At 70.3% G+C, this 24,486-nt stretch carries 26 protein-coding genes; 10 read left to right on the top strand and 16 right to left on the bottom strand.

Annotated elements, in window-relative coordinates; all coding sequences use genetic code 11:
* Positions 1-343 precede the first annotated feature (343 nt).
* From AB0A63_RS33305 to AB0A63_RS33315, 3 genes are read right to left on the bottom strand one after another with little or no spacing between them, the layout of a single operon-like run.
* Entirely contained in the window at positions 344-1,471 is a 1,128-nt protein-coding gene (locus tag AB0A63_RS33305; RefSeq protein ID WP_360398277.1) for a HAMP domain-containing sensor histidine kinase, read from the bottom strand.
* Between the two features lie 3 nt (positions 1,472-1,474).
* Positions 1,475-2,158, bottom strand: coding sequence for a response regulator transcription factor (locus AB0A63_RS33310; protein WP_065913330.1), 684 nt, complete (start codon positions 2,156-2,158; stop codon positions 1,475-1,477).
* 46 nt (positions 2,159-2,204) lie between these two features.
* Entirely contained in the window at positions 2,205-2,648 is a 444-nt protein-coding gene (locus AB0A63_RS33315; protein WP_360398280.1) for a MarR family transcriptional regulator, read from the bottom strand.
* 66 nt (positions 2,649-2,714) lie between these two features.
* Between AB0A63_RS33315 and AB0A63_RS33320 the strand changes: the two genes are divergently transcribed.
* A complete protein-coding gene (locus AB0A63_RS33320) occupies positions 2,715-3,671 on the top strand; it encodes a cytochrome P450 (protein WP_360398282.1) in 957 nt (318 codons plus the stop codon).
* Here the strand turns inward: AB0A63_RS33320 and AB0A63_RS33325 are convergent.
* The 4 genes from AB0A63_RS33325 to AB0A63_RS33340 all read right to left on the bottom strand — a co-directional run bounded on the left by AB0A63_RS33325 (position 3,658) and on the right by AB0A63_RS33340 (position 9,666).
* Positions 3,658-4,299 carry an SPFH domain-containing protein gene (locus tag AB0A63_RS33325; protein WP_360398284.1) on the bottom strand — a complete coding sequence of 214 codons (642 nt, stop codon included), beginning with the start codon at positions 4,297-4,299 and terminating at the stop codon, positions 3,658-3,660. The two genes, AB0A63_RS33320 and AB0A63_RS33325, sit on opposite strands and share 14 nt — an antisense overlap.
* 219 nt (positions 4,300-4,518) lie before the next feature.
* Positions 4,519-6,432 (bottom strand): 1-deoxy-D-xylulose-5-phosphate synthase, encoded by a 1,914-nt coding sequence (dxs, locus tag AB0A63_RS33330; protein ID WP_360398286.1) that lies wholly within the window; start codon positions 6,430-6,432, stop codon positions 4,519-4,521.
* A gap of 61 nt (positions 6,433-6,493) precedes the next feature.
* Positions 6,494-7,684 (bottom strand): class I SAM-dependent RNA methyltransferase, encoded by a 1,191-nt coding sequence (locus tag AB0A63_RS33335; protein ID WP_360398288.1) that lies wholly within the window; start codon positions 7,682-7,684, stop codon positions 6,494-6,496.
* A complete protein-coding gene (locus tag AB0A63_RS33340; protein WP_360398290.1) occupies positions 7,681-9,666 on the bottom strand; it encodes an APC family permease in 1,986 nt (661 codons plus the stop codon). The genes AB0A63_RS33335 and AB0A63_RS33340 overlap by 4 nt, the downstream gene beginning before the upstream one ends.
* 82 nt (positions 9,667-9,748) lie before the next feature.
* On the opposite strand from AB0A63_RS33340, the gene AB0A63_RS33345 reads away from it, so the two are divergent.
* Both AB0A63_RS33345 and AB0A63_RS33350 read left to right on the top strand, forming a co-directional pair.
* Positions 9,749-10,411 (top strand): TrkA family potassium uptake protein, encoded by a 663-nt coding sequence (locus AB0A63_RS33345; RefSeq protein WP_360398292.1) that lies wholly within the window; start codon positions 9,749-9,751, stop codon positions 10,409-10,411.
* Positions 10,411-11,067 (top strand): TrkA family potassium uptake protein, encoded by a 657-nt coding sequence (locus AB0A63_RS33350; RefSeq protein ID WP_053738527.1) that lies wholly within the window; start codon positions 10,411-10,413, stop codon positions 11,065-11,067. The genes AB0A63_RS33345 and AB0A63_RS33350 overlap by 1 nt, the downstream gene beginning before the upstream one ends.
* A gap of 93 nt (positions 11,068-11,160) precedes the next feature.
* On the opposite strand, the gene AB0A63_RS33355 is transcribed toward AB0A63_RS33350, so the two are convergent.
* Positions 11,161-11,295, bottom strand: coding sequence for a hypothetical protein (locus tag AB0A63_RS33355; protein ID WP_360398294.1), 135 nt, complete (start codon positions 11,293-11,295; stop codon positions 11,161-11,163).
* 80 nt (positions 11,296-11,375) lie between these two features.
* Here AB0A63_RS33355 and AB0A63_RS33360 point away from each other — a divergent pair, with 80 nt between their 5' ends.
* Entirely contained in the window at positions 11,376-12,689 is a 1,314-nt protein-coding gene (locus tag AB0A63_RS33360) for a LuxR C-terminal-related transcriptional regulator (protein ID WP_360398296.1), read from the top strand.
* Positions 12,690-12,780: 91 nt separating this feature from the next.
* Here AB0A63_RS33360 and AB0A63_RS33365 read toward each other — a convergent pair whose 3' ends face one another.
* Together AB0A63_RS33365 and AB0A63_RS33370 are read right to left on the bottom strand one after the other, a co-directional pair.
* Positions 12,781-13,551: a DUF3159 domain-containing protein gene (locus AB0A63_RS33365; RefSeq protein ID WP_360398298.1), complete on the bottom strand. Its 771-nt coding sequence runs from the start codon at positions 13,549-13,551 to the stop codon at positions 12,781-12,783.
* Positions 13,548-13,913 (bottom strand): OB-fold nucleic acid binding domain-containing protein, encoded by a 366-nt coding sequence (locus AB0A63_RS33370; protein WP_065913341.1) that lies wholly within the window; start codon positions 13,911-13,913, stop codon positions 13,548-13,550. The genes AB0A63_RS33365 and AB0A63_RS33370 overlap by 4 nt, the downstream gene beginning before the upstream one ends.
* Positions 13,914-14,132: 219 nt before the next feature.
* Here AB0A63_RS33370 and AB0A63_RS33375 point away from each other — a divergent pair, with 219 nt between their 5' ends.
* Complete coding sequence (locus AB0A63_RS33375; protein ID WP_360398300.1) at positions 14,133-14,660, top strand: alpha/beta hydrolase; 528 nt, start codon at positions 14,133-14,135, stop codon at positions 14,658-14,660.
* Here the strand turns inward: AB0A63_RS33375 and AB0A63_RS33380 are convergent.
* Together AB0A63_RS33380 and dut are read right to left on the bottom strand one after the other, a co-directional pair.
* On the bottom strand, positions 14,657-15,274 hold the full coding sequence (locus tag AB0A63_RS33380; RefSeq protein WP_360398302.1) for a DUF3710 domain-containing protein: 618 nt from the start codon (positions 15,272-15,274) through the stop codon (positions 14,657-14,659). The two genes, AB0A63_RS33375 and AB0A63_RS33380, sit on opposite strands and share 4 nt — an antisense overlap.
* Positions 15,275-15,277: 3 nt before the next feature.
* Entirely contained in the window at positions 15,278-15,760 is a 483-nt protein-coding gene (gene dut, locus AB0A63_RS33385; protein WP_360398304.1) for a dUTP diphosphatase, read from the bottom strand.
* A gap of 24 nt (positions 15,761-15,784) precedes the next feature.
* Here dut and AB0A63_RS33390 point away from each other — a divergent pair, with 24 nt between their 5' ends.
* Positions 15,785-16,246 carry a DUF3093 domain-containing protein gene (locus AB0A63_RS33390; RefSeq protein WP_360398306.1) on the top strand — a complete coding sequence of 154 codons (462 nt, stop codon included), beginning with the start codon at positions 15,785-15,787 and terminating at the stop codon, positions 16,244-16,246.
* Positions 16,247-16,350: 104 nt separating this feature from the next.
* On the opposite strand, the gene AB0A63_RS33395 is transcribed toward AB0A63_RS33390, so the two are convergent.
* A complete protein-coding gene (locus tag AB0A63_RS33395; protein ID WP_086667480.1) occupies positions 16,351-16,650 on the bottom strand; it encodes a DUF4193 domain-containing protein in 300 nt (99 codons plus the stop codon).
* A gap of 441 nt (positions 16,651-17,091) precedes the next feature.
* On the opposite strand from AB0A63_RS33395, the gene cei reads away from it, so the two are divergent.
* Entirely contained in the window at positions 17,092-17,787 is a 696-nt protein-coding gene (cei, locus tag AB0A63_RS33400; protein WP_360398308.1) for an envelope integrity protein Cei, read from the top strand.
* A 133-nt stretch (positions 17,788-17,920) separates the two neighbouring features.
* Here cei and AB0A63_RS33405 read toward each other — a convergent pair whose 3' ends face one another.
* On the bottom strand, positions 17,921-18,715 hold the full coding sequence (locus AB0A63_RS33405; RefSeq protein WP_360398310.1) for an inositol monophosphatase family protein: 795 nt from the start codon (positions 18,713-18,715) through the stop codon (positions 17,921-17,923).
* A 100-nt stretch (positions 18,716-18,815) separates the two neighbouring features.
* On the opposite strand from AB0A63_RS33405, the gene ppgK reads away from it, so the two are divergent.
* The 3 genes from ppgK (at position 18,816) to AB0A63_RS33420 (ending at position 21,796) form a co-directional block, all read left to right on the top strand.
* Positions 18,816-19,577, top strand: a complete 762-nt coding sequence (gene ppgK / locus AB0A63_RS33410) for a polyphosphate--glucose phosphotransferase (protein WP_360398312.1) — start codon at positions 18,816-18,818, stop codon at positions 19,575-19,577.
* Positions 19,578-19,804: 227 nt separating this feature from the next.
* A complete protein-coding gene (locus AB0A63_RS33415; protein ID WP_360398314.1) occupies positions 19,805-21,142 on the top strand; it encodes an RNA polymerase sigma factor in 1,338 nt (445 codons plus the stop codon).
* 471 nt (positions 21,143-21,613) lie between these two features.
* Positions 21,614-21,796, top strand: a complete 183-nt coding sequence (locus tag AB0A63_RS33420; RefSeq protein ID WP_045316573.1) for a hypothetical protein — start codon at positions 21,614-21,616, stop codon at positions 21,794-21,796.
* Positions 21,797-21,879: 83 nt separating this feature from the next.
* On the opposite strand, the gene AB0A63_RS33425 is transcribed toward AB0A63_RS33420, so the two are convergent.
* Positions 21,880-23,034, bottom strand: a complete 1,155-nt coding sequence (locus tag AB0A63_RS33425; protein ID WP_360398316.1) for an ROK family protein — start codon at positions 23,032-23,034, stop codon at positions 21,880-21,882.
* 4 nt (positions 23,035-23,038) lie between these two features.
* The gene (locus AB0A63_RS33430) at positions 23,039-24,469 is read right to left on the bottom strand and encodes an ABC transporter permease (RefSeq protein ID WP_360398318.1); all 1,431 of its coding nucleotides are present in this window, start codon (positions 24,467-24,469) and stop codon (positions 23,039-23,041) included.
* Positions 24,470-24,486: the final 17 nt, after the last annotated feature.

Consider the following 24,486-nt stretch of genomic DNA (forward strand, 5'->3'; position numbering starts at 1 on the left):
TAGCTACTCAAAGGAATACTCCTGACGAGGAGTATTCATATTACTGGCTGTGTTATCGGCACGCTGTTGAGTTCTCAAAGAACACGCGCTCACCGCAGCTCATCTCCGAGGAGAGTCACTTCCGGGGCTGTGTCAGGCTTAGAAGTCTTTCGCCGCGCTCCGTTCCGGTGTTTCCCGGCCCGTTCCGCGCTGGCAGAGAGAAATTTACACGGTGGCCTCCCAACATCCAAATCGGGGGTCCGCCACTACATCTGCGCAGGTCAGACCTCGCACGGAAGGCCTAAACACCCCAAGATCGACGCACAGTGTGACCGGGGCCACGTCGAAGATCTTGCACCTGGCCTCACCGAGGTGCGCTGGGCAGGTGCACGGTCACCGACAGGCCACCCGCCGGCACGGCCACTGCCTGCACAAACCCGCCGTGCGCGGCCACGGCGGCGCGCACGATCGAGAGTCCGAGGCCGGTGCCGGACTGGCTGGTCCGGTCCTTGACGCCGCGGCGGAACGGCTCGAACAGCTCCTCGACGCGGTCCGGGGCGATGAGCTGACCTGACGACGACACCCGCAGCACCGACCACTGCGGGCCGGTTTCGACGGTCGTCTCGATCCAGCCGTTGACGTGGTTGTGCCGGACGGCGTTCTCCAGCAGGTTGCCCGCGATGCGCTCCAGCAGTGCCGGGTCGCCGACGGCGAGTGCGGGCGCACAGCGGAAGACGGTGCGCAGATGGCGTGCCTCGGCCTCCGCGCGCACGGCCCTCCACGCCGACTCGACCAACGCCGACAGGTCGACGGGTTCGCGGACCGCGAGTCCGATGCCGTCCGTGCGCGCGAGCAACAGCAGCGCGGACACCAGTTGTTCGGCCCGCTCCCCCGCCGCGCGCACGACGCCGGCCATGCGCCGCAGCTCTTCGACGTCGGCGTCCGGGTCGGACAGGGTCACGTCCAGCTCGGTGCGCACCACGGACAGGGGGGTGCGCAGTTCGTGCGACGCGTTCGCGACGAACCGGCGCTGGGAGTCGAAGGCGGCTTCGAGGCGGTCGAGCATCGCGTCGAAGGTGTCCGCGAGCTCCGCGACCTCGTCGCGCGGCCCCTCCAGACGCAACCGCGAGCCGAGCGACTCGGCGGACAGGCGTTGTGCGGCTCCGGTGACGTCGTGCAGGGGCTTGAGCACCCGGCCGGTGAACGTCCACGCCAGCACGGCCGCGGCCAGCACCATGCACGCGAACGCCACCAGCCCCGCCCGCACGAGGTCCTGGCGAGCTGCGGTGGTCAACGCCTCCGTCAACACCGTCACGTCGACGTTGACGCCGTCAACGTTGACTTGACTGCCTGCGGGGAACGACGGTGACGAGTCGAAGACGCGGCCGACCAGCACCCACCCGAGCGCGAGCAGCACAGCACTCACCACCGCGACCAGCGCGGTGGTGAGGAGCGTGATCCGGAGCCTCAGCCCCGGCCCGCGCCGTCGCACGTGTCAGACCTCTGCAGACCCGATCGAGGCACTGGGCACCCGGTAACCGGAACCCACCACGGTGTCGATGATGCCCGGCTCGCCCAGCTTCTTGCGCAACGTCATCACGGTGACGCGCACGGTCGTGGTGAACGGGTCGGCGTTCTCGTCCCAGACGCGTTCGAGCAGCTCCTCGCTGCTGACGACGGAGCCCTTGGCGGCGAGGAGGACCTCGAGCACGCCGAACTCCTTGCGGGTCAGCTCGATCGGCGTCCCGCCGCGGGACACGGTCCGCCGTGCGGGGTCAAGCTCGACGTCCTGCGCCGAGAGCACGGGCGGCGTCGCCGGCGTCGCGCGGCGGGCCAGTGCGCGCACGCGTGCGACGAGCTCGGGGAACGCGAAGGGCTTGGCGAGGTAGTCGTCGGCGCCCAGCGAGAGCCCGGACACGCGGTCCTCGATCGACCCGCTGGCGGTCAGCATCATGACCCTGGTCAGCGCGCCGGAGCTGAGGATCTCCTTGCACAGCTCGTCACCGGACATGCCGGGCAGGTCCCGGTCGAGGACGACGACGTCGTACCTGGTGACCGTCGACTTCTCGTGCCCGGTCTCGCCGTCGTAGGCGACGTCCACGGCCATGCCCTCGCGCCTCAGGCCGCGAGCGATCGCGTCGGCCAGCGGCACCTCGTCCTCGACTACCAATATCCGCACGCCACAAAGGTGCCACAAACACCTGAGAAGGCGCTTAACGGCACCTTCACAGGCCCTGTCGGATCTGCTCCTCCGTGCGGGCGGCCGCGGTCCGCAGGAACCGCAGCACCGCGGCCAGCTCGGTCTCGTCGAACGAGCCGAGGTCGGCCAGGTGCCGTTCGTTCAGCGAGTCGTAGAGCCCGCCGACCCGGCGCACCGCGTCGTCGTCGGGTTCGATGACGACCTTGCGCCGGTCGTGCGGGTCCGGCACCCGGCGCACGTACCCGGCCCGGACGAGCCGCTCGATCATCCGCGAGGCGGAGCCGCTGGTCAGGTTGACCCGCTTGGCGAGCTCGCCCGGAGTGGCCGGGCCGTCGTTGGCCAGCACGAACAGCGCCTGGAGGTCTGTCCAGTTCATGCCGAGGCGCTCGGCGAGCATCCCGTTGAACTGGATCACCGGGATCTGCCACCTGGCCACGGCACGCAGGACCTCGTCCAGCAGCTGCGTCATGGTCGCGAGCATACGAGCGCCGCACAATCACTGCGCAACGCAGCTACTGTGCGATACAGTCACTGCGTGATGCAGCAAATCTGGTACGACCACCCCGTCTGGATCGTCACCGAACCCGGCCTGGCGAAGGAGGTGCTCACCGACAGCCGGTTCGCCAAGGACACCGCGCTCGCGCCGAAGCACTGGGACGCCGCGACAGCGGGCCTCGAACCGACAGCCGGACAACAGCTCGCGATCACCACGCTCGACGGTGAGCCGCACGCGGAGCTGCGCAAGGCCTTCGCGCCGCTGTTCAACGCCGCGAAGCTGCGCGCGTTCTACCCCCGTGTGCGATATATCGCGGAGCAGCTGCTCGGTGAGCTGCCCGACGAGGTCGACCTCGTCGAGGACTTCACGCCGCGGTACCCGCTGGCGGTGCTGTGCGAGCTGCTCGGCATCCCCGCGCACCACGTCGAGACGGCGATGACGTCGTGCCGCCTGATGCTGGTCGACTACCCGGCGCACGTCCCCGCCGCCATGGCCGGTTTCGCACGGCTGTCGGCGGAGGCGACCGCGGAGCTCCGCATGCCGCCCGGCACGACCGAGCAGGACCTGCACTACCAGGTGTTCACGATCCTGTTCGCCGGGCAGATCACCACCGACCTCGCGGCCGGCTCGCTCGTCGCCCGCCTGCTCACTACCGACGAGCCGCCGGACGTGCTGGTGCGGGAGTCGTTGCGGGAGCACCCACCGGCGCCGTACACGCTGTGGCGCTTCACCACGGCCGAGGTGGACCTCGGCGGCACGAGGGTGCCCGCGGGCTCGCCCGTGCTGGTCGACCTGACCCGCGTCCCGGACCTGGTGTTCGGGCACGGCCCGCACTACTGCATCGGCGCGCAGCTGGCCCAGCTGGAGCTGCGCGCCCTCGCGGAGACCTTCCGGACCGCCTACCCGAACGCGCGGCTGACCGCCGTCCCCACCCGCACCGAACCGGTCGGGATCATGGGCGGCCGGCTGCGCTCGTTGCCGGTCAGGCTCGCCTAGGCCGGTCCACGACGACGGTCGACGCCGCCTGCAACGCCCGCAGCTCCAGCAGCGCCGGGTGCTCCTCGGCCAGCCGGGCGGCGTTCAGCAACGACCGCAGCGCTGCGGTCTCCCCGCGCGCCCGTTCCAGCGCGGCCCGTCCCTCCGCGGCCGCGACCAGCTCGGCCAGCGCCGCACGGCGCAGCTCACCGGGCATCACGACGTCGCGCACGGCCACCTCGGCAACGGAGATGCCCAGCTCTTCGGCACGTGCGGCGACACCGGCGGCGACCTCGGCCGCGATGGCCTCGCGCTCGGGGTCCACCGCCGAATGTGCGCGCGTGAGCACCGAACCGCGCAACGCCAGCTGCACGGCCGTGTACAGCTCAGCTTCGGGAGACGCTGACTCGACGATGAACCTCGTCGGCGACGACACCGCCCACCGCACCACGACGGTCACGCGCACCAGCACACCGTCGGAGGTGGGCACGTCCTGCGCCGCCGGGGTCATCGTGCGCGGGCGGACGTCGACGCGGTGCAGCGCGGCCCGCCACGGCAGGCGGTGCCGGCCGGGACCGACCTCGCCCACCAGCACACCGCGGTCGAACCGGACACCCCGCTCCCACGGGTACAGCGTGTGCTTCACCATCTCTCCCCCCTCGGTCCGGGTACACCACGACCCCGGCCGGCGGGACGGCGGGCGGGCGTCCACAAGGGACGCGCAGGGCCCGACGTCCCCGTGTGCGACCGGGGTCGTGGTTCCAGGATTCGAACCTGGTGCTTTTAAGGCACCCAGTGCCCGCTTCGATCGTGGAACCCGGGCGAGGAAGACCTGCCGGGCCACCGGGGAGCGGGCGCGAGGAGGAGGCTAGCCGACCTGCTTGTCCGCCCGCGCGTCGATTTCCACCGGCAGGCACTCCAGGCGGGCCGCCCACTCGGTGACGCGGCGCGCCACGTCCTGCGCGGTGATGCCGCACAGCGACAGCACCTCGCCGCGCGAGCCGTGGTCGTGGAACTGCTGCGGCAGGGCGATGTCGCGCAACGGCACCTCGACGTCGGCGTCGCGCAGCGCGGCTGCGAACGCCGAACCGAAGCCGCCGTGGCGGCCGCCGTCCTCGACTGTCACGACGAGCTTGTGCGCCGCGGCCAGCTCCACGAGGTCATCCGACATCGGGTAGATCCACCTCGGGTCGACGACCGTCACGCCGATGCCCTGGTCCTCAAGCCGTTGCGCGGCTTCCAGCCCCAGCTCGCCCAGCGCGCCGACCGTGACCAGCAGCACGTCGTTGCCGGAGCGGCGGAGCACGTCGACCGAGCCCACGCGTTCCACCGCGGGCAGGTCCTTGCCCACGGACGCCTTCGGGTAGCGGATGACGGTGGGCGCGTCGGAGATGTCCACGGCCTCGCGCAGCTCCTCGACCAGCGAGGCGGCGTCGCGCGGCGCCGCCACGTGGACGCCGGGGATCACGCCGAGGATCGACATGTCCCACATGCCGTGGTGCGACGCGCCGTCCGGGCCGGTGACGCCCGCGCGGTCGAGCACGACCGTGACGCCCTGCCGGTGCAGCGCGACGTCCATGAGCAGCTGGTCGAACGCCCGGTTGAGGAACGTGGCGTAGACGGCGACGACCGGGTGCAGGCCGCCGATGGCGAGGCCGGCGGCGGAGGTCAGCGCGTGCTGCTCGGCGATGCCGACGTCGAAGAAGCGCTCCGGGAACGCCTTGGCGAACGGGTCGAGGCCGGTGGGCCCCTGCATCGCGGCGGTGATCGCCACGACGTCGGAGCGCTCGCGGCCGACGTCGACGAGCGCGTCGGAGAACACGTGCGTCCAGGTCCGGCCGGCCGGCTTCACGTCCTCGCCGGTGATCGGGTCGATGATCCCGGTGGCGTGCATCTGGTCGGCCTCGTGGTTCTCGGCCGGCGCGAAGCCCATGCCCTTGCGGGTGACCGCGTGCACGATCACCGGGCCGCCGAACGACTTCGCGCGCTGCAACGCGGACTCGAGCGTCGCCTGGTCGTGGCCGTCGACCGGGCCGATGTACTTGAGGCCGAGGTCCTCGAACATCGCCTGCGGCGCCAGCGCGTCCTTGATGCCGCGCTTGGCGGCGTGCAGGGCGGCGTAGAGCGGCTTGCCGAAGAACGGCGTCTGCTGCAGCGCGCTCTTGCCCTTCTCCAGCACGCGCTCGTAGCCGGGCCGCAGCCGCAGCGACGACAGGTGGTCGGCGAGACCACCGATCGTCGGCGAGTACGAGCGGCCGTTGTCGTTGACCACGATCACGACCGGGCGCGTCTTGTCCGCCGCGATGTTGTTCAGCGCCTCCCAGCACATGCCGCCGGTCAGCGCGCCGTCGCCGACGACGGCGACCACGTGGCCGCCGCTGCCGTTGATCTGCTTCGCCTTGGCCAGGCCGTCCGCGTAGGACAGCGCCGTCGAGGCGTGCGAGCTCTCCTGCACGTCGTGCTCGGACTCCGACCGCGACGGGTAGCCCGACATGCCGCCCTGCTGGCGCAGCCGGTCGAAACCGTCGCGCCGGCCGGTGACGATCTTGTGGACGTACGACTGGTGCCCGGTGTCGAACACGATCGGGTCCTGCGGCGAGTCGAACACCCGGTGCAGTGCCACGGTCAGCTCGACGACACCCAGGTTCGGGCCGAGGTGCCCGCCCGTCTTGGACACCTTGTCGACCAGGAAACGCCGGATCTCCTCGCACAGCTGCGTCAGCTGCGCCTCGTCCATCCGTTTCAGATCAGCCGGTCCGTGCACGGACTCCAGCAGGGTCACCACGCCACCTCACTCCTGAAGACTTCGGCTCAGTCTACGGAGACGCGACTGAGACGCATGGTCAGCGCGTCTCAGGTACGAGCAGGGCGATGCACTCCACGTGGTGGGTCATCGGGAACGCGTCGAAGGCCCGCAGCTGGTCGAGCCGGTACCCCTGAACTGTGAATTCGGCCAGGTCACGTGCCAGTGCGGCGGGGTCGCAGGCCACGTAGACCACCCGCTGCGGACGGCGCCGTGCGACTTCAGCCACAACGACCTTGCCCGCCCCCTTGCGCGGTGGGTCGAGGACCACGACCTGCGGGTCCTCCACCGGCAGCGGACGGGTCACCAGGCGTTCTACCTTGCCCACGACCCACTCGACCTGGGGCATGCGCCGCAGGTTGCGCCTGCCGTCCTCGACCGCGCCCGGGAAGGACTCCACGACCAGCACGGACCCGGTGTCGCCGACCTGGCGGCCGAGCACCGACGCGAACAGCCCGGCGCCGCCGTAGAGGTCCCACGCGCGCTGGCCGGGCTCGGCCGCGGCCCACTGCCCCACGACGGTCGCGAACGTGTCCGCCGCCGCCGGGTGGACCTGCCAGAAGCCGTCGGCGGAAATTCGCCACTTTCGGCTGGCGGCCGTCTCGACGGCCGTACCGGTTCCGGCGCGTCGCACGGTGTGTCGGCCGCGCACCTCACCCACATGGCGGTTGCCGTCACCGTCTTGGACGATCGTCAGCTCCTGCGCCCGCCACCTGCGGTCGGTCACGGCCTCGACCATGCCCGGCCGGCTGATCACACAGTGGTCGACCGGGATCACATCGTGGGAACGGGTGCCGCGGAAACCGGGTCGCCCGTCACCGTCGACGGCCATCCGGATGCGGGTCCGCCACTCCAGCGGCCCGCCCGGCAGCGCCTCCACGACCACGTCCCGCTCGATCTTGCCGAGACGGCTCAGCTGCTCGCGGACGACCTGCGCCTTCAGCTCCCGTTGCGCGTCCCACGCCACGTGCTGGAAGTCGCAGCCGCCGCACAGCCCCGGCCCGCTGAACGGACACGGGGCCTCGACGCGGTCCGGTGACGCCTGGAGGACCTCCACGGCGTCCGCACGGCAGAACGACCCGCCGTTGTCCTCGTACACGGAGGCGACAACGCGCTCACCGGGCAATGCGTGGCGCACGAACAGAACACGGCCCTCGTGCCGTGCGACGAAGTGCCCGCCGTGCGCGACGGGCCCCACCTCTACCTCGAAACGTCGTCCTACCCAGCTCACCGGTCGTCAAGTCCCCTCCGGACAGCGCCGGGCGCGATGACGTCCTTGTCGCGGACCTTGGCCGCAGACGTGAGCTGCCAGGGCACGCTCGTCACCATCACTCCCGGCTGGAAAAGCAGCCTTCCCTTGAGCCGCAACGCGCTCTGGTTGTGCAGCAGCTGCTCCCACCAGTGGCCGACCACGTACTCGGGGATGAACACCGTAACGACATCGCGCGGGTTGTCCGACCTGACCCGCTTCACGTAGTCGAGGACGGGCTTGGTGATCTCGCGGTACGGCGACTCGATGACCTTCAGCGGGACCTTGAAGTTCTCCCGCTCCCAGTCCGCGACGAGCTTGCGGGTGTCGCCGTCGTCGACGTTGACCGTGACGGCCTCCAGCACGTCCGGACGGGTGGCCTTGGCGTAGGACAGCGCCCGCAGCGTCGGCATGTGCAGTTTGGACACCAGGACCATCGCGTGGTTGCGGGCCGGCAGCGTGCGGACCCGCTCCTGCTGGCGCAGCTCCTCGGCGACGGTGTCGTAGTGCTTGCGGATCGCGGTCATCAACGCGTAGATGGCCGCCATCGCCGCGATGGCGATCCACGCGCCCTTCGTGAACTTCGTGATGAGCACGATGATCAGCACGGTCGCGGTCAGCGCCAGGCCGAAGGTGTTGATCATCTGGGAGCGGCGCATCCTGGTGCGCGCCTGGGCGTCGGTCTCGGTCCTGAGCAGCCGCTGCCAGTGCTTGATCATGCCGAGCTGGCTGAGCGTGAACGACACGAACACGCCCACGATGTAGAGCTGGATCAGCCGGGTGACCTCGGCGTCGAACGCGATCACCAGCACGACCGCGAAGCCGGCGAGGAACAGGATGCCGTTGGAGAACGCCAGCCGGTCGCCGCGGGTGTGCAGCTGGCGGGGCAGGTAGCGGTCCTGGGCGAGGATCGAGCCGAGCACCGGGAAGCCGTTGAACGCGGTGTTCGCGGCGAGCACCAGGATGAGCGCGGTGACGCCGGCGATGAAGTAGAAGCCGGGCGGGAAGCTGTCGAACACGGCGTGCGCGATCTGCGCCACCATCGTCTTCTGCTCGTAGCCCTCAGGGGCGTTGGTGATCTGCTGCGCGGGCGACTCGGCCATCCGCACGTCGGTGAGCTGGGCGAGGATGATCAGGCCCATCAGCATGACGACCGAGATGCCGCCCATCAGCAGCAACGTCGTCGCGGCGTTGCGCGACTTCGGCTTGCGGAACGCGGGCACGCCGTTGCTGATCGCCTCGACACCGGTCAAAGCGGCGCAACCGGACGAAAAAGCCCGCAGCACCAGGAACACGAACGCCAGTCCCATCAGGTGGTCCGACTCGGCGTGGATCTCCAGGCCCGAGCTCTCCGCGCGCATCTCGTCGCCCAGGACGAAGCCGCGGAACAGCCCGTAGCCGATCAGGCCGAACACGCCGATCATGAACGCGTAGACGGGGACGGCGAACGCGCTGCCGGATTCGCGGATGCCGCGCAGGTTCACCGCCGTCAGCAGCACGATGGCCGCGACCGCGAACTCGGCCTTGTGCGTGGCGACGAACGGGATGGCCGAGCCGATGTTCGCCATCGCCGCGGAGATCGACACCGCGACGGTGAGGATGTAGTCGACGAGCAGGGCGCTCGCCACCGTCAGCCCCGCCCTGCGGCCCAGGTTGACCGTCGCGACCTCGTAGTCACCGCCACCCGACGGGTAGGCGTGCACGTTCTGCCGGTAGCTGGCGACCACGGTCAGCATCACGACCACGACCGCCACCCCCACCCACGGTGCCATCGCATAGGCGCTCAAGCCCGCCACCGACAGCATCAGGAAGATCTCCTCCGGCGCGTACGCGACCGACGACATGGCGTCGGAGGCGAAGACCGGCAAGGCGATGCGCTTGGGCAGCAGGGTGTGAGCGAGGCGATCGCTGCGGAACGGCCGTCCGACCAGGAGGCGTTTGGCAGCGGTGGCGAGCTTGGACACGGCCAGAGCGTAAGGGGTCCGCTCACCGGGACGGGCTAATGCTCGGTAGGTTCTGCGCAGAGTTCGCCTGAGGAGGCATTCGGTGCACGTGGTGATCATGGGTTGTGGGCGGGTGGGGGCGTCCCTGGCCAAGGCCCTGGAACGGCTGGACCACCAGGTCGCCGTGATCGACAAGGACGCGCAGTCGTTCCGCAGGCTGGGCGGGGACTTCCACGGCCAGCAGGTCGTCGGGAACGGGTTCGACCGCAACGTGCTGATCGAGGCGGGTGTCGAGCGCGCCGGCGCGTTCGCGGCGGTCTCCAGCGGCGACAACTCGAACATCATCTCGGCGCGGGTGGCGCGGGAGACGTTCGGCGTGGAGCACGTCGTCGCGCGCATCTACGACCACAAGCGGGCCGCGGTGTACGAGCGGCTGGGCATCCCGACGGTGGCGACGGTGCCGTGGAGCACCGACCGGTTCCTGCGCATGCTGCTGCCCGAGGGCGCGGCGACGGCGTGGCGCGACCCGTCCGGCACGGTGGCGGTGCTGCCGGTCGAGGTCGACGAGCGGTGGGTCGGCCGGCCGGTGTTCGAACTGGAGGCCGCGGTGGGGGCGCGGGTGGCGTTCCTCATGCGGTTCGGCACGGGCGTGCTGCCCGACGCGAAGACCACGGTGCAGGCGGACGACACCATCTACGTGGCGGCGCTGTCCGGCACGGTCACCGACGTCGCGGCCGCGGCGCTGCAGGCACCGGAGGAGAGCTGATGCGGATCGCGATCGCTGGTGCGGGTGCGGTGGGGCGGTCCATCGCGCAGGAGCTCGTCCAGGACGGGCACCAGGTCATGCTGATCGAACGGGACCGGGCGCACTTCGACCCGAACTCGGTGGAGCAGGCCGAGTGGGTGCAGGCCGACGCGTGCGAGCTGTCGTCCCTGGAGGACGCCGGCATGCAGCTGTGCGACGTGGTGATCGCCGCGACCGGTGACGACAAGGTCAACCTGGTGGTGTCGCTGCTCGCGAAGACCGAGTTCGCGGTGCGGCGCGTGGTGGCGCGGGTGAACGACCCGACGAACGAATGGCTCTTCACCGAGTCGTGGGGGGTCGACGTCGCCGTGTCGACGCCGCGGTTGCTCGCCGCGATGGTCGAGGAGTCGGTGACGATCGGCGACGTGGTGCGGCTGCTGACGCTGCGCCAGGGCCAGGCGAACCTGGTGGAGATCACGCTCGACGAGTCGACGCCGTTCGCCGGGCGCGCGGTGTCGGAGCTGACCCTGCCGCGTGACGCCGCGCTGGTGACGATCCTGCGGGGCGGGCGGGTCATCGTGCCACAGCCGGACGACACCCTCGAAGGCGGCGACGAGCTGCTGTTCGTCACGACCGCCGCGGTCGAGCAGGACATCAAGTCCGCGCTCGGCTACTGATATACCGCATATCGGATACTGCATATCGGATATGGGCTCGGAGCTAGAGCTCATATCCGATATATCGCGTGCTGATGTACTGGATATCGGATATCAGGGTGCGTTCCAGTGCTGGTCGTCGCCGCCATGGCAGTCCCATAGCTGCACCGCGATGCCGTTAAACCGGTTGGGACCGGCGATCTCGACCGCTGCGCTGTGGCTGGTCGTTCCCGGCTTCAGGAGTGTCATGCGGCCCCGACGTCGGCATCGGACCGCATGACGCACCGATCGAGCGGTATCTGCGGAGCGCATCCGCGCACTTACCAGCTGTGAGCGATCAGTTGCCCCTGGTCGGGCGCGACGAAGCGCGGCGGGTCGAGGTCGCCCGCACGCGGGCGTCCGAGCTGTTCTTCGGTCTGGGAGACGAGGAAGCCGCTGTCGCCGTGCTGGACGAGCTGACAGCGGCGGCACTGCCCGCGGAGCTGGAACGCGCGGTCCTGCACACCGCGGCGGAGTTCGCGGTGGAGGCCGCACCAGTACCGGTGCTCCGGCTGGTCGGCGCGCTGCTGCTCGCCGTGGACGAACGGGCCGGCCGGCGGGTGCTCGCGGTCGCCGACCGGCTCAGCGGCCACCACACCGACGCCATCGCGCGGGCCGCAGCCGATGACGAGGTCTGCACGGCGAGCCTTCTGCTCTCCGGTGACCTGGCGCCGGCCGAGGAACGTGCCACGCGGACGTTGGCCGAAGAAGGGCACCGCCCGGCATCCCAGGTGTCGTCGCGGGTGTTGTTGAGCCAGAGCGCGCGCATGCGCGGACAAGCGGCGGCGGCTGTGCGGATCAGCGCCGAAGGCCTTCCCGAGCCGAACGCACCGCTGACGCTGTGGGACGTCGTGCTGCTGGCCGAGTTCGCCGCCGGAGCCGCACTGCGGGGGCAGACCGATCGCGCGCAACGCGCACTGGCCGGCGCCGAGGCCGGGTTGCGACCGGCCTGGCGCGTGGCACGGTTCGCCGTCGGTGGCGCACGGTCGTGGGTGCTCGCGAGTGCGGGACGGGTCGATGAGGCCGTGCAGGCAGCATTGGACAACGCCGCCGCCGCATGGGCCCACGGCGCACATTCCGAGGAAATCGTGTCGCTGCACGACGCCGCACGGTTCGGGGCCGACACCTCACCGCGTCTGCTGGAACTGGCGAAGTCGCGCAAAGACCCGCTCACAACCGCATACGCCACCCACGCGCAGGCGCGCGCATTGCGTGACCCGGCGGGGCTGGAGGAGGTGGCAGCGGCGTTCCTGGCGTGCGGTGCCACGTTGTTCGCCGCCGAGTCGATCGCCGAGGCCGGCCGCCTGTCCCGCCTGCACGACCGGCCCCGCGACGCGGACCGGTTGGAACGGCAGGCCGCCGCGCTCGCCGAGTCGTTCGACGGCGCGACCACACCGGGCCTGGCGGTCACGAGCACGCTCGTCGCCCTCACCCACCGCCAGCGGGAGATCGCGCGCCTGGCCGTGGCGGGGCTGACGAACACCGAGATCGCCGACCGCCTGGCCATCGCCAAGCGCACCGTCGACAACCACCTGCACACCACGTACGCGGCAGTCGGCGTCACCGGGCGGTGCGGGCTGCGCGCGCTCTTCGGCCAGTGCTAGCGAGCGACCGGTACCGCGACGAGCCCCGTGTGGAACGGGACAGGGCCGGGCTTCCTCGCGGAGGCCCGGCCCTGTCCGTGTCGAAAGTGCGTCAGTCGCGGGACTTCTCGCGCGACTCCTGCTCGACGGTGCGCTTCAGCTCGTCCATGTCCGGGGTGAGCAGGTCGTCGGCCGTGCGGGCGAGGACCTCGTCGGTCTCCGCGGCGAGCTCGGCCTCCGCCTCCCGCTCGGCTGCTTCCTCCGCGGCCTTGAGGCGCTTGTCGGCGCGGCGGACGGCCCACACGGTGGCGACGAGGGCGATGGCCATCAGCGGGTAGCCCATGCCGAGGCGGGCGACGGCCAGCCAGCCGACCTGGTCCTCCTCGTAGAGCCAGCGCTGCACGACGAAGCGGGCGAAGAAGACGAGCGCCCACACGAAGGTGGCGATGTCGTAGTCGCGCAGTGAGGCCTTGTCGGAGCGCCAGGAGCGGTCTCTGCCGTTGAGGAACGCCCAGATCACGCCGGCCAGCGGCCAGCGCACGAGGATCGACAGCAGGAACGCGCCGCCGTAGACGACGCTCTGCCAGATGCCGAACAGGAAGAAGCCCTTGGCCTCACCTGTCTTGTAGGCGATGAACGCGGCGATGCCGACGCCGAAGACGGCGGAGATGGCGGGCTGGATCGTGCCCTTGCGGACGGCGAGGACCACGCCGATCACGACGGCCGCCGCCAGGGCGCTGATGATCGCGGCCATGAGGTTCTTGGCGGCGAAGTTGACGATCACGAAGACGACGACGGGCAGCGAGGAGTAGAGCATTCCGCTCACTCCGCCCATCTGCTCGAGGACGGTGGGCTGCTTTTCTTCGGTCTTGGCTGAGGTCATGAAGCGATCTGCAACTCGTAATAGGGGTTGTAGAGCACCTTGCGCCCGTCGCGCACGGCGATGCGGCCACGGGCCTTGATCGTCCGACCAGGCTCGATGCCCGCGATGCGACGGCGGCCGAGCCAGACGAGGGTGACGCCCTCGGTGCCGTCGTAGAGCTCGGCTTCCAGGGTGGCGGCCGCGTCGCGGGGGCAGAGCTCCACGCTGCGGAGCCGGCCCAGGACGGTGACCTCCTCACCGGACTTGCAGTCGCAGGCCTTCACCGCGCCGACGGCCTCCGCTTTCCGCGACAGGTCGTCCGCGTCGAGCTCGGCGACGTCGCTGGTCAAGCGACGCACCAAGCGGTGCCAATAGCCGCCCATCCCCGACTCCTGCAGTGCCTTGGTGGCCCAGTGGTGTGGACCGTCTGACAGTGAGGGTACGCACGAGGGCGGACAATCTCGGCCGTGCCTGTCGAGACTGTCCTCCTGCTGCCCGGTACCGCCTCCGACGCCGTGTTTGTCCGTTCCGTCTTCACGGACCCGTTGTCGCAGGTCGGAGCAGTGATTGACGCTCCGCACGCCCGCACACTCAGTGAACGGTTGACGGCACTGGAACACGCCGCCGCAGAGCACCCGATCGTGGTGGGGGGCGTCTCGCTCGGCGCGCACGTCGCCGTGTCGTGGGCGGTCCGCAACCCGGACCGGTGCGCGGGGCTCGTGCTCGCGCTGCCCGCGTGGAACGGCAGCCCGGACGGCGCACCGGCCGCACTCGCGGCGAGGGCGAGCGCGCAAGTCGTTGCGGCACATGGGATCGACGCGGCGCTCGCCGGCACGTCCGGCTGGCTGCACGACGAGCTGCGGCGCGCCTGGCACGGCTACGGCGAGCTGCTCGTGCCGCACCTCGCCGAGGCGGCCGAGTCGGTCGCGCCGACCCTGGCGGAGCTGAGGTCCCTCGACGTGCCCGCGGGGATCGTCGGCTGCGTCGACGACCCGGTGCACCCGGTCGAGGTCGCACGCGCGTGGGCGGACGCACTGCCGCGCGCCGTGCTGGTGGAGACGACGCTGGACGCCTACCCGCACGCGCTGGGGCGTGCGGTGCAGGCGTGGCGTCGGGCGCAGGGGCGTTAGCCCTGCTGCTGCTGGATCTGCCGGGCGATCGCCTCCGGCAGCTCGACGGGCAGCGGGGTGCGGGGCGGCATCGGCTGCTCACCGCGCACGACCACGGTGCCGCGGATCATCTCGCGCAACGCCGCGGCGTTGTGCTCGAAGTGCTCCTCGGGACCGGCGGCGACACCGCGCAGCATCCAGCGCGGGCCGTCGATGCCGACGAAGAGGATCTGCACGCCCTGGTTGCGCGCGGTGATCTCCTCGCCCCACTCGCCGTTCTCCCGGTTGATGCGGGCGCCGTCCTCCTTGAGGCCCGCGATCAGCTCGGCGCCGACCTCCTTCCAGAGGCCACCGGACTTCGGCGCGGCGAACGCGCTCACCGTCAGCTGACCGACGGGCGTGAGGATGTGCACCGCGCGCACGGATGCGCTCTGCTGGTCCATCTCGACCTGCAGCTGGGCCTCGTCCGGCATGGGCAGCAGCACTGAACCCAGGTCGAGCCGCTGCACGTCGTCCTTCGGTGCGACGGTCGAGTCCCACGGGCCTTCCACGTCGTCGAAGACCTCGTCGTTCTCCAGGCCGGTGTCAACGCCCCCCGCGGAGTGACGACCGCGCTTGCGGCGCCTTCCGAACATCCCTTACCCCTCGGTCTCTGTGGTTGCCGTGCCGGCGAGCACCACGTGCCCGCCGGTCGAGCCGTAGCCCCCCGCACCGCGCTCCGTCTCCGGCAGCGCCGTGACCTCCCGGAACACCGCGTGCTCGACGCGTTGCACGACGAGCTGGGCGATCCGGTCGCCGCGCGAGAGGGCGATCGGCTCACGCAGATCATGGTTCACGAGGCAAACGCGGATCTCACCGCGGTAGCCCGAGTCGATCGTCCCCGGCGTGTTCACCACGCTCAACCCGACCCGCGCGGCCAGGCCGGAGCGGGGGTGCACGAAGCCCGCGAACCCGTCGGGGAGCGCGATCGCGACACCGGTGCCGACCACCGCGCGCTCGCCTGGTGGAATGACCACGTCCGACGTGGTGACCAGGTCGGCGCCCGCGTCGCCGGGACGGGCGTAGGCGGGCACGGGAACCCCCGGATCGAGCCGGGTCAGCAACACCTCGACGCTGGACACGGCGGCCGAGATTACCCTGACGACGTGAGTGAGACTGCCGTGACCGCCACTACGACCTTCCGCGAGCGCCTGTACGTGACGTGGTGGATCTGGCCGCTGCCGCTGCTGGCCGCCGCTCTGCTGGCCGCCGAGGTGCACATGGGGTTCCCCGGGGTGCGCTCCTGGCTGCCGTACGCGGTCCTGCTGCCGCTGACCGTCCTGCTGATCGTCCGGATGGGGTCGACGAAGGTCGAGGTGTCCGGCGGTGAGCTGCACGTGGGCGAGGCCCACATCCCGCTGGAGCTGCTGGGCGAGGTGGAGGTCATCGCGCCGGAGGCCCGGCGCGCCGCCATGGGTCGTGAGCTCGACCCGGCGGCGTTCGTGCTGCACCGCGGCTGGGTCAAGCCGATGGTGCGCGTGCGGGTGACCGACCCGGAGGACCCGACGCCCTACTGGCTGGTCAGCACCCGGCACCCCGAGCGGCTCGCCGCCGCGCTGAAGGCCTGAGGTTTCCCCGAAAGGCTGAAGTTCGACGGTGCCGTCGAGGTCGGTCAAACACAACTGGGCGCCACCCGTGCGGGTGAGCGCCCAGTGCTGTTGAGGCCTGCGGATCAGGCGCAGTCGCGGCAGATGTACACGCCGCCGTTGTCCTCGGCGAGCCTGCTGCGGTGGTGCACCAGGAAGCACTTGGAGCACGTGAACTCGTCGGCCTGCTTGGGCAGGACCTTGAACGTGAGCTCCTCGCCGGACAGGTCGGCTCCGGGGAGCTCGAAGTTCTCCGCGCTCGCGTCCTCGTCGACGTCGACGACGCCGGACTGCGTCTCGTTCCGCCGGGCCTTCAACTCCTCGAGGGAGTCCTCAGCGAGTTCGTCCGCCTCGCTGCGACGCGGCGCGTCGTAGTCGGTCGCCATCTTCTTCACCCCTGCGGTCTACGGAGACTGTTCGTGTCGCTGGTTAACGCTCCAGCGCCCTCTTTTGTGCCCCACGTCAAGGTGACGTAGGTCTCTCGCACTCCGTGGCAAGCCAACCCCCTTGACGTGACCGTCGGCTTGATCGACATGTGTGCGGAGCGCGCAGAGGGTAGCTCACTGCCCGAATGACCCGACATCGGGTTACCCCTTACCGACCGGACGGGTGACACAACCTTTCTACGCTGGACCGATACCCTGTGCGGGAGCACCTTCGGCTCGGCGTGCAACCTCGCTCCGGGCAGGTACCGTCCTGACTGAGAGCGACCGGGCCGGTGCGGTGGGTCACGTGCGCCGCGGCGCACGCCGGCCGGGCAGGGCCTAGGCTGATCAGAGGGTTGGAACACGGGGAGGGCTTCGGACGTGGGACCCGCATCGGGAAGCTTGACGCCGTACAAGCGGCGCCGGCCGGTACCCGCGCTCATCCTGTTCACGGTGCTGCTGGTCAGCTCCGTCTTCGTGTGGGTGGAGGTGCTCGGCAGCGCCAGTGACGTGGACGCGGCCATCAGGTGCAACCCGCCCGGCGGCACGACCACGAACGTGACGAGCGTGGTCGACCCGGCGGCGGCACCGGTCGCGCCGCCGCCCGCCCTGGGCACGGTGCTGGAGCACGACGCGCTGGACCGCACGAACCCGGTTCCGGTGGGTGACGTGAACTTCCGCGTGGTGAACGCCTCGACGCAGCGCAACCACGCGAAGGCCGTGGCGGTGATGCTCACCGAGCTCGGCATGAAGCAGGCGGCCGAACCCGGCAACGACCCGGTCTACCCCGCGGGGGACATGAACTGCCGCGGCCAGCTCCGCTTCGGTGCGCCCGGCGCCCAGGCGGCGCGGACGTTGTCGCTCGTCGAACCGTGCCTGGAGCTGGTGCGCGACGACCGCCAGGACGCGACCGTCGACGTGTCGGTGGGCAAGAAGTTCGACGAGGTCAAGCCGAACAGCGCCGCCCGCAAGGTCCTCGACCAGCTCAAGGAGTGGGCGGACCAGCAGCCGGAGCAGCAGGGCGGTCAGGTCGCCGAGCCGAACCCGCCGACGCTGAACGCCGACAACGTGGCCGCGGCCCGTGAAGTGACCTGCTGACCTCTCGTCCCGCTCCACCCGGCCGTGAGCCAGACGGCTCCAGCTGAGTCCAGGTTGACTGGACAGCGATCAGTCATCAGTTGACCGGATCAACCCACATGTTGATCCGGTCAACGTGCACGAGCCGCGTCAATCAGACCTTGCCGAAGCCCGACTCCACCAACGCCGTGTACATGGCGTCGGCGACACCGGGCGCGGCGGCGAACGTGGCGTCCTCCCCCAGCTCCGGCGACGTCCCCGGCAGCCGCACCACCGCACCCGCCTCGGCGGCGACCAGCGCGCCCGCCGCCCAGTCCCAGCGGCCCAGGCCGTGCTCGGCGTAGGCGTCGAGGCGACCGGCGGCCACCGAGCACAGGTCGAGCGAGGCGGCACCGGCACGGCGCATGTCCCGCACGCGGGTCGACATCGCTGCCCAGGTGTCGGCCTGGCGCTGACGGCGTTCGGCGCGGTACTCGAAGCCGTAGCCCAGCAGCGACAGCGACAGGTCCGTGGCCGCCGACACGCGCACCGGTTCGCCGTCGAGGAACGCGCCGTGCCCGCGCGCCGCCGTCCACATCCGGCCGGTCGCCGGCTCGAAGACCGCGCCGGCGACCGACTCGCCGTCGAGCTGCGCCGCGATCGACACCGAGTACCAGGGGATGCCGTAGAGGTAGTTGACGGTGCCGTCGATCGGGTCGACGACCCAGGTCAGGCCGGAGCCGACGGACCCGCCCTCCTCCTCGCCCAGCACCGGCTCACCGGGCCGGGCCTCGGACAGACGCGTCCGAACGAGTTGTTCCGAGGCGCGGTCGGCTTCCGTCACCACGTCGGTGGAGGTGCTCTTCGTGTCGAACGACACCACCGCGGACGCGCGCATGCGCTGGACGAGAGCACCTGCTTCCCGTCCGATGGCTGCGGCGATGTCGACGAGTGGCCGGGGATCAAGCACGACCGGTTCCCTCCTGCGTCACTAGCACGGGACTATCGGACAACGTCAGGCTAATGTCTGCGCACCACGGTTACTGAATCGAGTAGGAAGGACCACGGGGATGGGCATCACCCGCGGGTTCGGTGTGGACATCGGCGGCTCCGGCATCAAGGGCGGGCTGGTCGATCTCGAAACCGGCTCACTGGACGGCGAACGGATGCGGATCCCCACGCCCCAGCCCTCGACTCCCGACGCGGTGGCGGACGTCGTCGCCGAGATCGTCGAGAAGTTCCAGTGGGACGGACCGGTCGGCGTGACGCTGCCGTGCGTCGTCAAGCACGGCGTCGCGCACAGCGCCGCGAACGTGGACAAGGGCTGGATCGGCTGCGACGCGGCGTCGTTGTTCGCCGAACGCCTGGGCCGCAAGCCCGAGGACATCGTCGTGATGAACGACGCGGACGCCGCCGGCATCGCGGAGATGTCGTACGGCGCGGGTGTGGACAGGCTCGGGACCGTGGTGCTGCTGACGTTCGGCACGGGCATCGGCAGCGCGGTGTTCCTGGACGGCAAGCTCGTCCCGAACACCGAGTTCGGCCACCTCCAGGTCGACGGGCACGACGCGGAGAAGCGCGCGGCGGCGTCGGTCAAGGAGGAGAAGGAGCTGTCCTGGGAGGAGTGGACGCCCAGGGTCAGCCGGTACGTCAACGTGCTGGAGGACCTCATCTGGCCGGACCTCGTCATCGCGGGCGGCGGCGTGAGCAAGAAGGCGCACAAGTGGCTGCCGTTGCTCAAGGTGCGCACGGAGGTCGTCGCGGCCGCGCTGAAGAACGACGCGGGCATCGTCGGTGTCGCGTGGGCCGCGGCGCACGGCGCCCGGCCGTAGCGGGTAACCGACACCGAAACGTGTCCGTTCCTCTCGACTGGATCTAGCTGCGAGAACGCAGGTGGGAGCGCCTCGAACAGCCTCGGGGCGCAACACCGCGTCACGGACGTCGTTACAATGGAACGCACACCCGCCAGTCAAGATCGGCGGGGAGATCCCCTGAACTCTGGCGACCGAGGTTTCGCGCCCTCTGGTCAGCCTTGAACGACCGTCGCGAAAGGGCGTACGTGGCAGCCGCAGAAACCGCAACCCGACGCTCCAGCTCCGCCGCGAGCGCCGCCAAGACCACCAAGTCGACCGCGGCCGGCGAGGCCGAGGAGACGACGAAGCGCAAGACGACCGCTGCGGCAGCCAAGAAGCCCGCAGCCAAGGCCGCCGGCGCCAAGACCACCCGCGCTCCGCGCAAGGCAGGGGCCAAGGACGCCGCCGCCAAGGGCGGGCCGAAGAAGGCCGGCGAGGGCGACGAGCCTGAGGACGTGGAAGGCGCTCCCGGCGAAGGCGACCTGGAGGACGTCGAGCTGGTCGACGAGCCGATCGCCGACGAGCCGGAAGAGGCCGAGGACCCCAAGAGCGAGGGCGACTTCGTCTGGGACGAGGAGGAGTCCGAGGCCCTGCGCCAGGCGCGCAAGGACGCGGAGCTCACCGCCTCGGCCGACTCGGTCCGCGCCTACCTCAAGCAGATCGGCAAGGTCGCCCTCCTCAACGCCGAGGAGGAGGTCGAGCTGGCCAAGCGCATCGAGGCCGGTCTCTACGCCGCCGAACGCGTGCGCCGCTCCGAGGAGGAGGCCGAGAAGCTCACGCCGCAGCTGCGCCGCGACCTGCGCTGGATCGTCCGCGACGGCGAGCGCGCCAAGAACCACCTGCTCGAGGCGAACCTCCGCCTCGTCGTGTCGCTGGCCAAGCGCTACACCGGCCGCGGCATGGCGTTCCTGGACCTGATCCAGGAGGGCAACCTGGGCCTGATCCGCGCGGTCGAGAAGTTCGACTACACCAAGGGCTACAAGTTCTCCACGTACGCCACGTGGTGGATCCGCCAGGCGATCACCCGCGCGATGGCCGACCAGGCCCGCACCATCCGCATCCCGGTGCACATGGTCGAGGTCATCAACAAGCTGGGTCGCATCCAGCGCGAGCTGCTGCAGGACCTGGGCCGCGAGCCCACTCCGGAAGAGCTCGCCAAGGAAATGGACATCACGCCGGAGAAGGTGCTGGAGATCCAGCAGTACGCGCGTGAGCCCATCTCGCTGGACCAGACGATCGGTGACGAGGGCGACAGCCAGCTCGGTGACTTCATCGAGGACTCGGAAGCCGTCGTCGCCGTGGACGCCGTCTCGTTCACGTTGCTGCAGGACCAGCTGCAGTCCGTGCTCGCGACGCTGTCCGAGCGCGAGGCGGGCGTCGTCCGGCTGCGCTTCGGCCTCACCGACGGCCAGCCGCGCACGCTCGACGAGATCGGCCAGGTCTACGGCGTCACGCGGGAACGCATCCGGCAGATCGAGTCGAAGACGATGTCGAAGCTGCGGCACCCGTCGCGGTCGCAGGTCCTGCGCGACTACCTCGACTAGGACAGCGTCTTACAAAGACATACGCACGACGGCCCCGCACCGGTTCGGTGCGGGGCCGTCGTGCTTCCAAGTCAGGTGCTTGCGAGGGCGTTTTGATCACGGTTCCGCGTCCGAATCGTGGGACGTTCGTGACCTGTTCGCTGCGGGCGGACAAGAGCAACCGATATCACACTCCCGGTTGCACGCAACCGACCGAACGGCCCTGAAGGGCTGCTCCACCAGCACGTTTTCGGTTGCTGTGGGTACCTGTCAAGCCGGTGAACCGGTGGCAAACCCAGGTGTGAGCCTGCGTCAAGCGGGTAAATCCCGGAGTGACGCGAGTCGCCACGCACACGGGAACACTGACTATCGCCAAAACGTCTGTCAGAGTGGAGCCAGCGAGCACGCGCACCAAGCCAGGGGCGCTGTGGTCGCAGCTTGGTAAGAGGGCACCGGAACACAACGTTTCGTTGCTGGGACGGAGGGAGATTCATCATGACTGCAGCACTCACCCGCCCCGAGTTGACCGCTGCCGACCGCTGCGACCGCTGCGGGGCTGCTGCCCAGGTTCGCGCCTTGCTCCCGTCCGGGGGCGAGCTGCTGTTCTGCGGGCACCACGCTCGCGCGCACAGTGAGAAGTTGCGCGAACTCGCTGCTGAGATTCAGCAGGGCTGACTTCCACCCCACCTAGCCGCTCGGGCCGGAGATCCACTGGATCTCCGGCCCCTTCGCTTCCGCGGGTGGTCTCCCCCCAGCGGTCAGATGGTGTCGAGCACCGGTTCGAAGGCCAGCTCCGCTGCGCCGACGAGCTTCGCGTCCCTGCCCAGCGGGGACGTGACGACCTGGGTGCCGCCGACGGCCCTGGAGACGAGGCTGCGCCGCTGCACGGCCGCGCTGACCCCGTCGACCACCGACGCCGGCAGCGCCGTGTAGAGGTCGCCCAGCACGACCATCTCCGGGCCGAGGACGTTGACGATGTTCGCGAGCCCCAGTGCGAGCCAGTCGGCGAACTCGTCGAGCACGGACGGGTCGTCGAGTGCCCGCAGCGCCGCGACGACAGCGCCGCGCGGGGCGTCGTCGGGCAGGCCGAGTGCCCGGCACAGCGCCGGTTCCCCGACCTCGGTCTCCCAGCAGCCGGTGCAGCCGCAGTAGCACTGCCGCCCGCGCGGGTTGACCACCATGTGCCCCAGCTCGCCGACGTAGCCGCCGGTGCCGCGCAACGGCTGCCCTGACAGGATCACGCCGCCGCCGACGCCCACGTCGGCGGAGATGTAGACCATGTCCGAGGACTGCTGCGCCGCGCCGCGCACGTGCTCCGCGAGCGCACCGAGCTCCGCGTCGTTGCCGACCTGGACGGGCACTTTCAGCACCGCCTCCAGGCGTGTGCCGAGGGCCACGTCCGTCCAGTGCAGGTTCGGTGCCTCGTGCACGTGCCCGTCGGCACGCCGCACGACTCCGGGCACCGAGACGCCCACTCCGACGGCGGTGGCGTCGAGGTCGTCGGCCATGAGGCGCGCCGAGTCGACGATGTGCGTGATGACCTCACCCGGATCACGCGTCCGGTGCAGGTTCCAGCTGTCCCGCCCGAGGATCTCCCCACCGAGGCCGACGAACCCCATCGCCACGTGCTCCACGCGCACGTCGATCGCGATCACGACCGCCGCGTGCGGCTGGGGCAGGACGAGCAGGGACGGGCGGCCCGCTCCGCTGCGCAGAGCGGGCACGCGTTCGGCGACCACGCCGGCTTCGGCGAGACCGTCCACCAGTGCCTTGATCGTGCTGCGGTTGAGCCCGAGCTCGGCCGCGAGCGACGCCCTGGTGGACGGTCCGTCGACGTGCAGGCGGCGCAGCAGCGCCGTCCTGTTGTGCCTGCGGATCTCGTCGGGACGGGTGCCGGACGTGGGTCCAGTCACCGCGTCAGCGAGCCGAGTTCGCCGCTCGGCGTCGGGACAGGGCGTCGACGCTCGCGGCGAGCAGCAGGACCAGACCGGTCACGATGAACACGACCGCGGCGGGCTGCTTGAGCAGGCCCATGCCGTTCTGGATGATCGCGAGCACGGCGCCACCGATGACGGCGTCGCGCAGACGGCCCTTGCCACCGAACAGCGACGTGCCACCGATGACGGCCGCGCCGACCGACAGCAGCAGCGTGTTGCCACCACCGGCGTTCGGGTCGACCGAGCCGACCTTCGACGAGTACACGATCGCGCCGATCGCGGCGGCGGAGGAGGCGATCACGAAGACGCTCATCCGGATCCGCTCGACGTTGATGCCGGCCCGGCGCGCGGCTTCCTTGTTGCCACCCACGGCGTAGACGTGGCGGCCGTAGGAGGTGCGGTCGAGCACGAAGGTGCCGATCACCAGCAGCACGAGCACCAGCGGCACCACGTACGGCACACCCTCGATGACGACGAGGTTGCTCGGCGCGCGGTTGAGCGAGAGCGCGTAGGTGATGACGGCGGCCAGCACCGCGAGGGCACCGATCTTGGCCAGCACCAGCGTGGTCGGCTGGGCCACGAGGCCCCGGCGCAGGCGGGAGAAGTGCCGGGTGAGCACGACCGCCGCGTAGCCGCCGACGGCGACGACGAACAGCACCCACGAGCCGACGAAGTTGAGGTTGCCGTTGGCGACGTTGAAGATCGTGTCGTCCCGCAGGCCGAGCGTGCCGCCCTGGCCGATGAGCTGCAGCACGACACCGCCCCACACGAGGAACAGCGCCAGGGTCACGACGAACGACGGGATGCCGACCTTCGCGACCAGGAAGCCGGTGATGCAGCCGATGGCCGCGCCGACGCAGACGGCGAGCAGCATCTCCAGCCAGGCGTTCGCGGGAACGCCGACGGCGGCGATCACCAGTGCGATGGCCGACAGCGCGGCGCCCGCCCAGATCTTCATCACCACGGCGAGCACGATCGCCAGCACCAGCAGGCCGCAGAACACGTAGAACACCGTGTCGCCCATGCCGCCGAGCAGGTTGCCGTTGTGGATCAGGTGCAGCGCCATCACCGCGGCGGTCACACCGGACGCGGTACCGGCCGACAGGTCGATCTCGCCGAGCAGCAGCACGAACACCAGGCCCATCGCGATGATGGTGATGCTGGCGCCCTGCTGGAGCAGGTTGGCGAGGTTGCCCAGGGTGAAGAACGTGTCGGACAGCGAGCTGAACACGATGAGCAGCACCACGAGCCCGAGGAGCGCGGGGAGCGAGCCGAGCTCGCCGCCGCGGACCCTGGCCCAGTAGTCGCGCACCGCTTCGCCGGTGGACATGGAGGTCGTGTCGATGCCGAAGTCGGAGATCGCGCCCTGCTGGGCGGTCTCCGCCTCGTGCGTTTCAGTGGTGTCGGTCATGCTGGCCTCTTCGGAAC

It is taken from the genome of Lentzea sp. NPDC042327 (genome assembly GCF_040647275.1).
Lineage (GTDB): Bacteria > Actinomycetota > Actinomycetes > Mycobacteriales > Pseudonocardiaceae > Lentzea.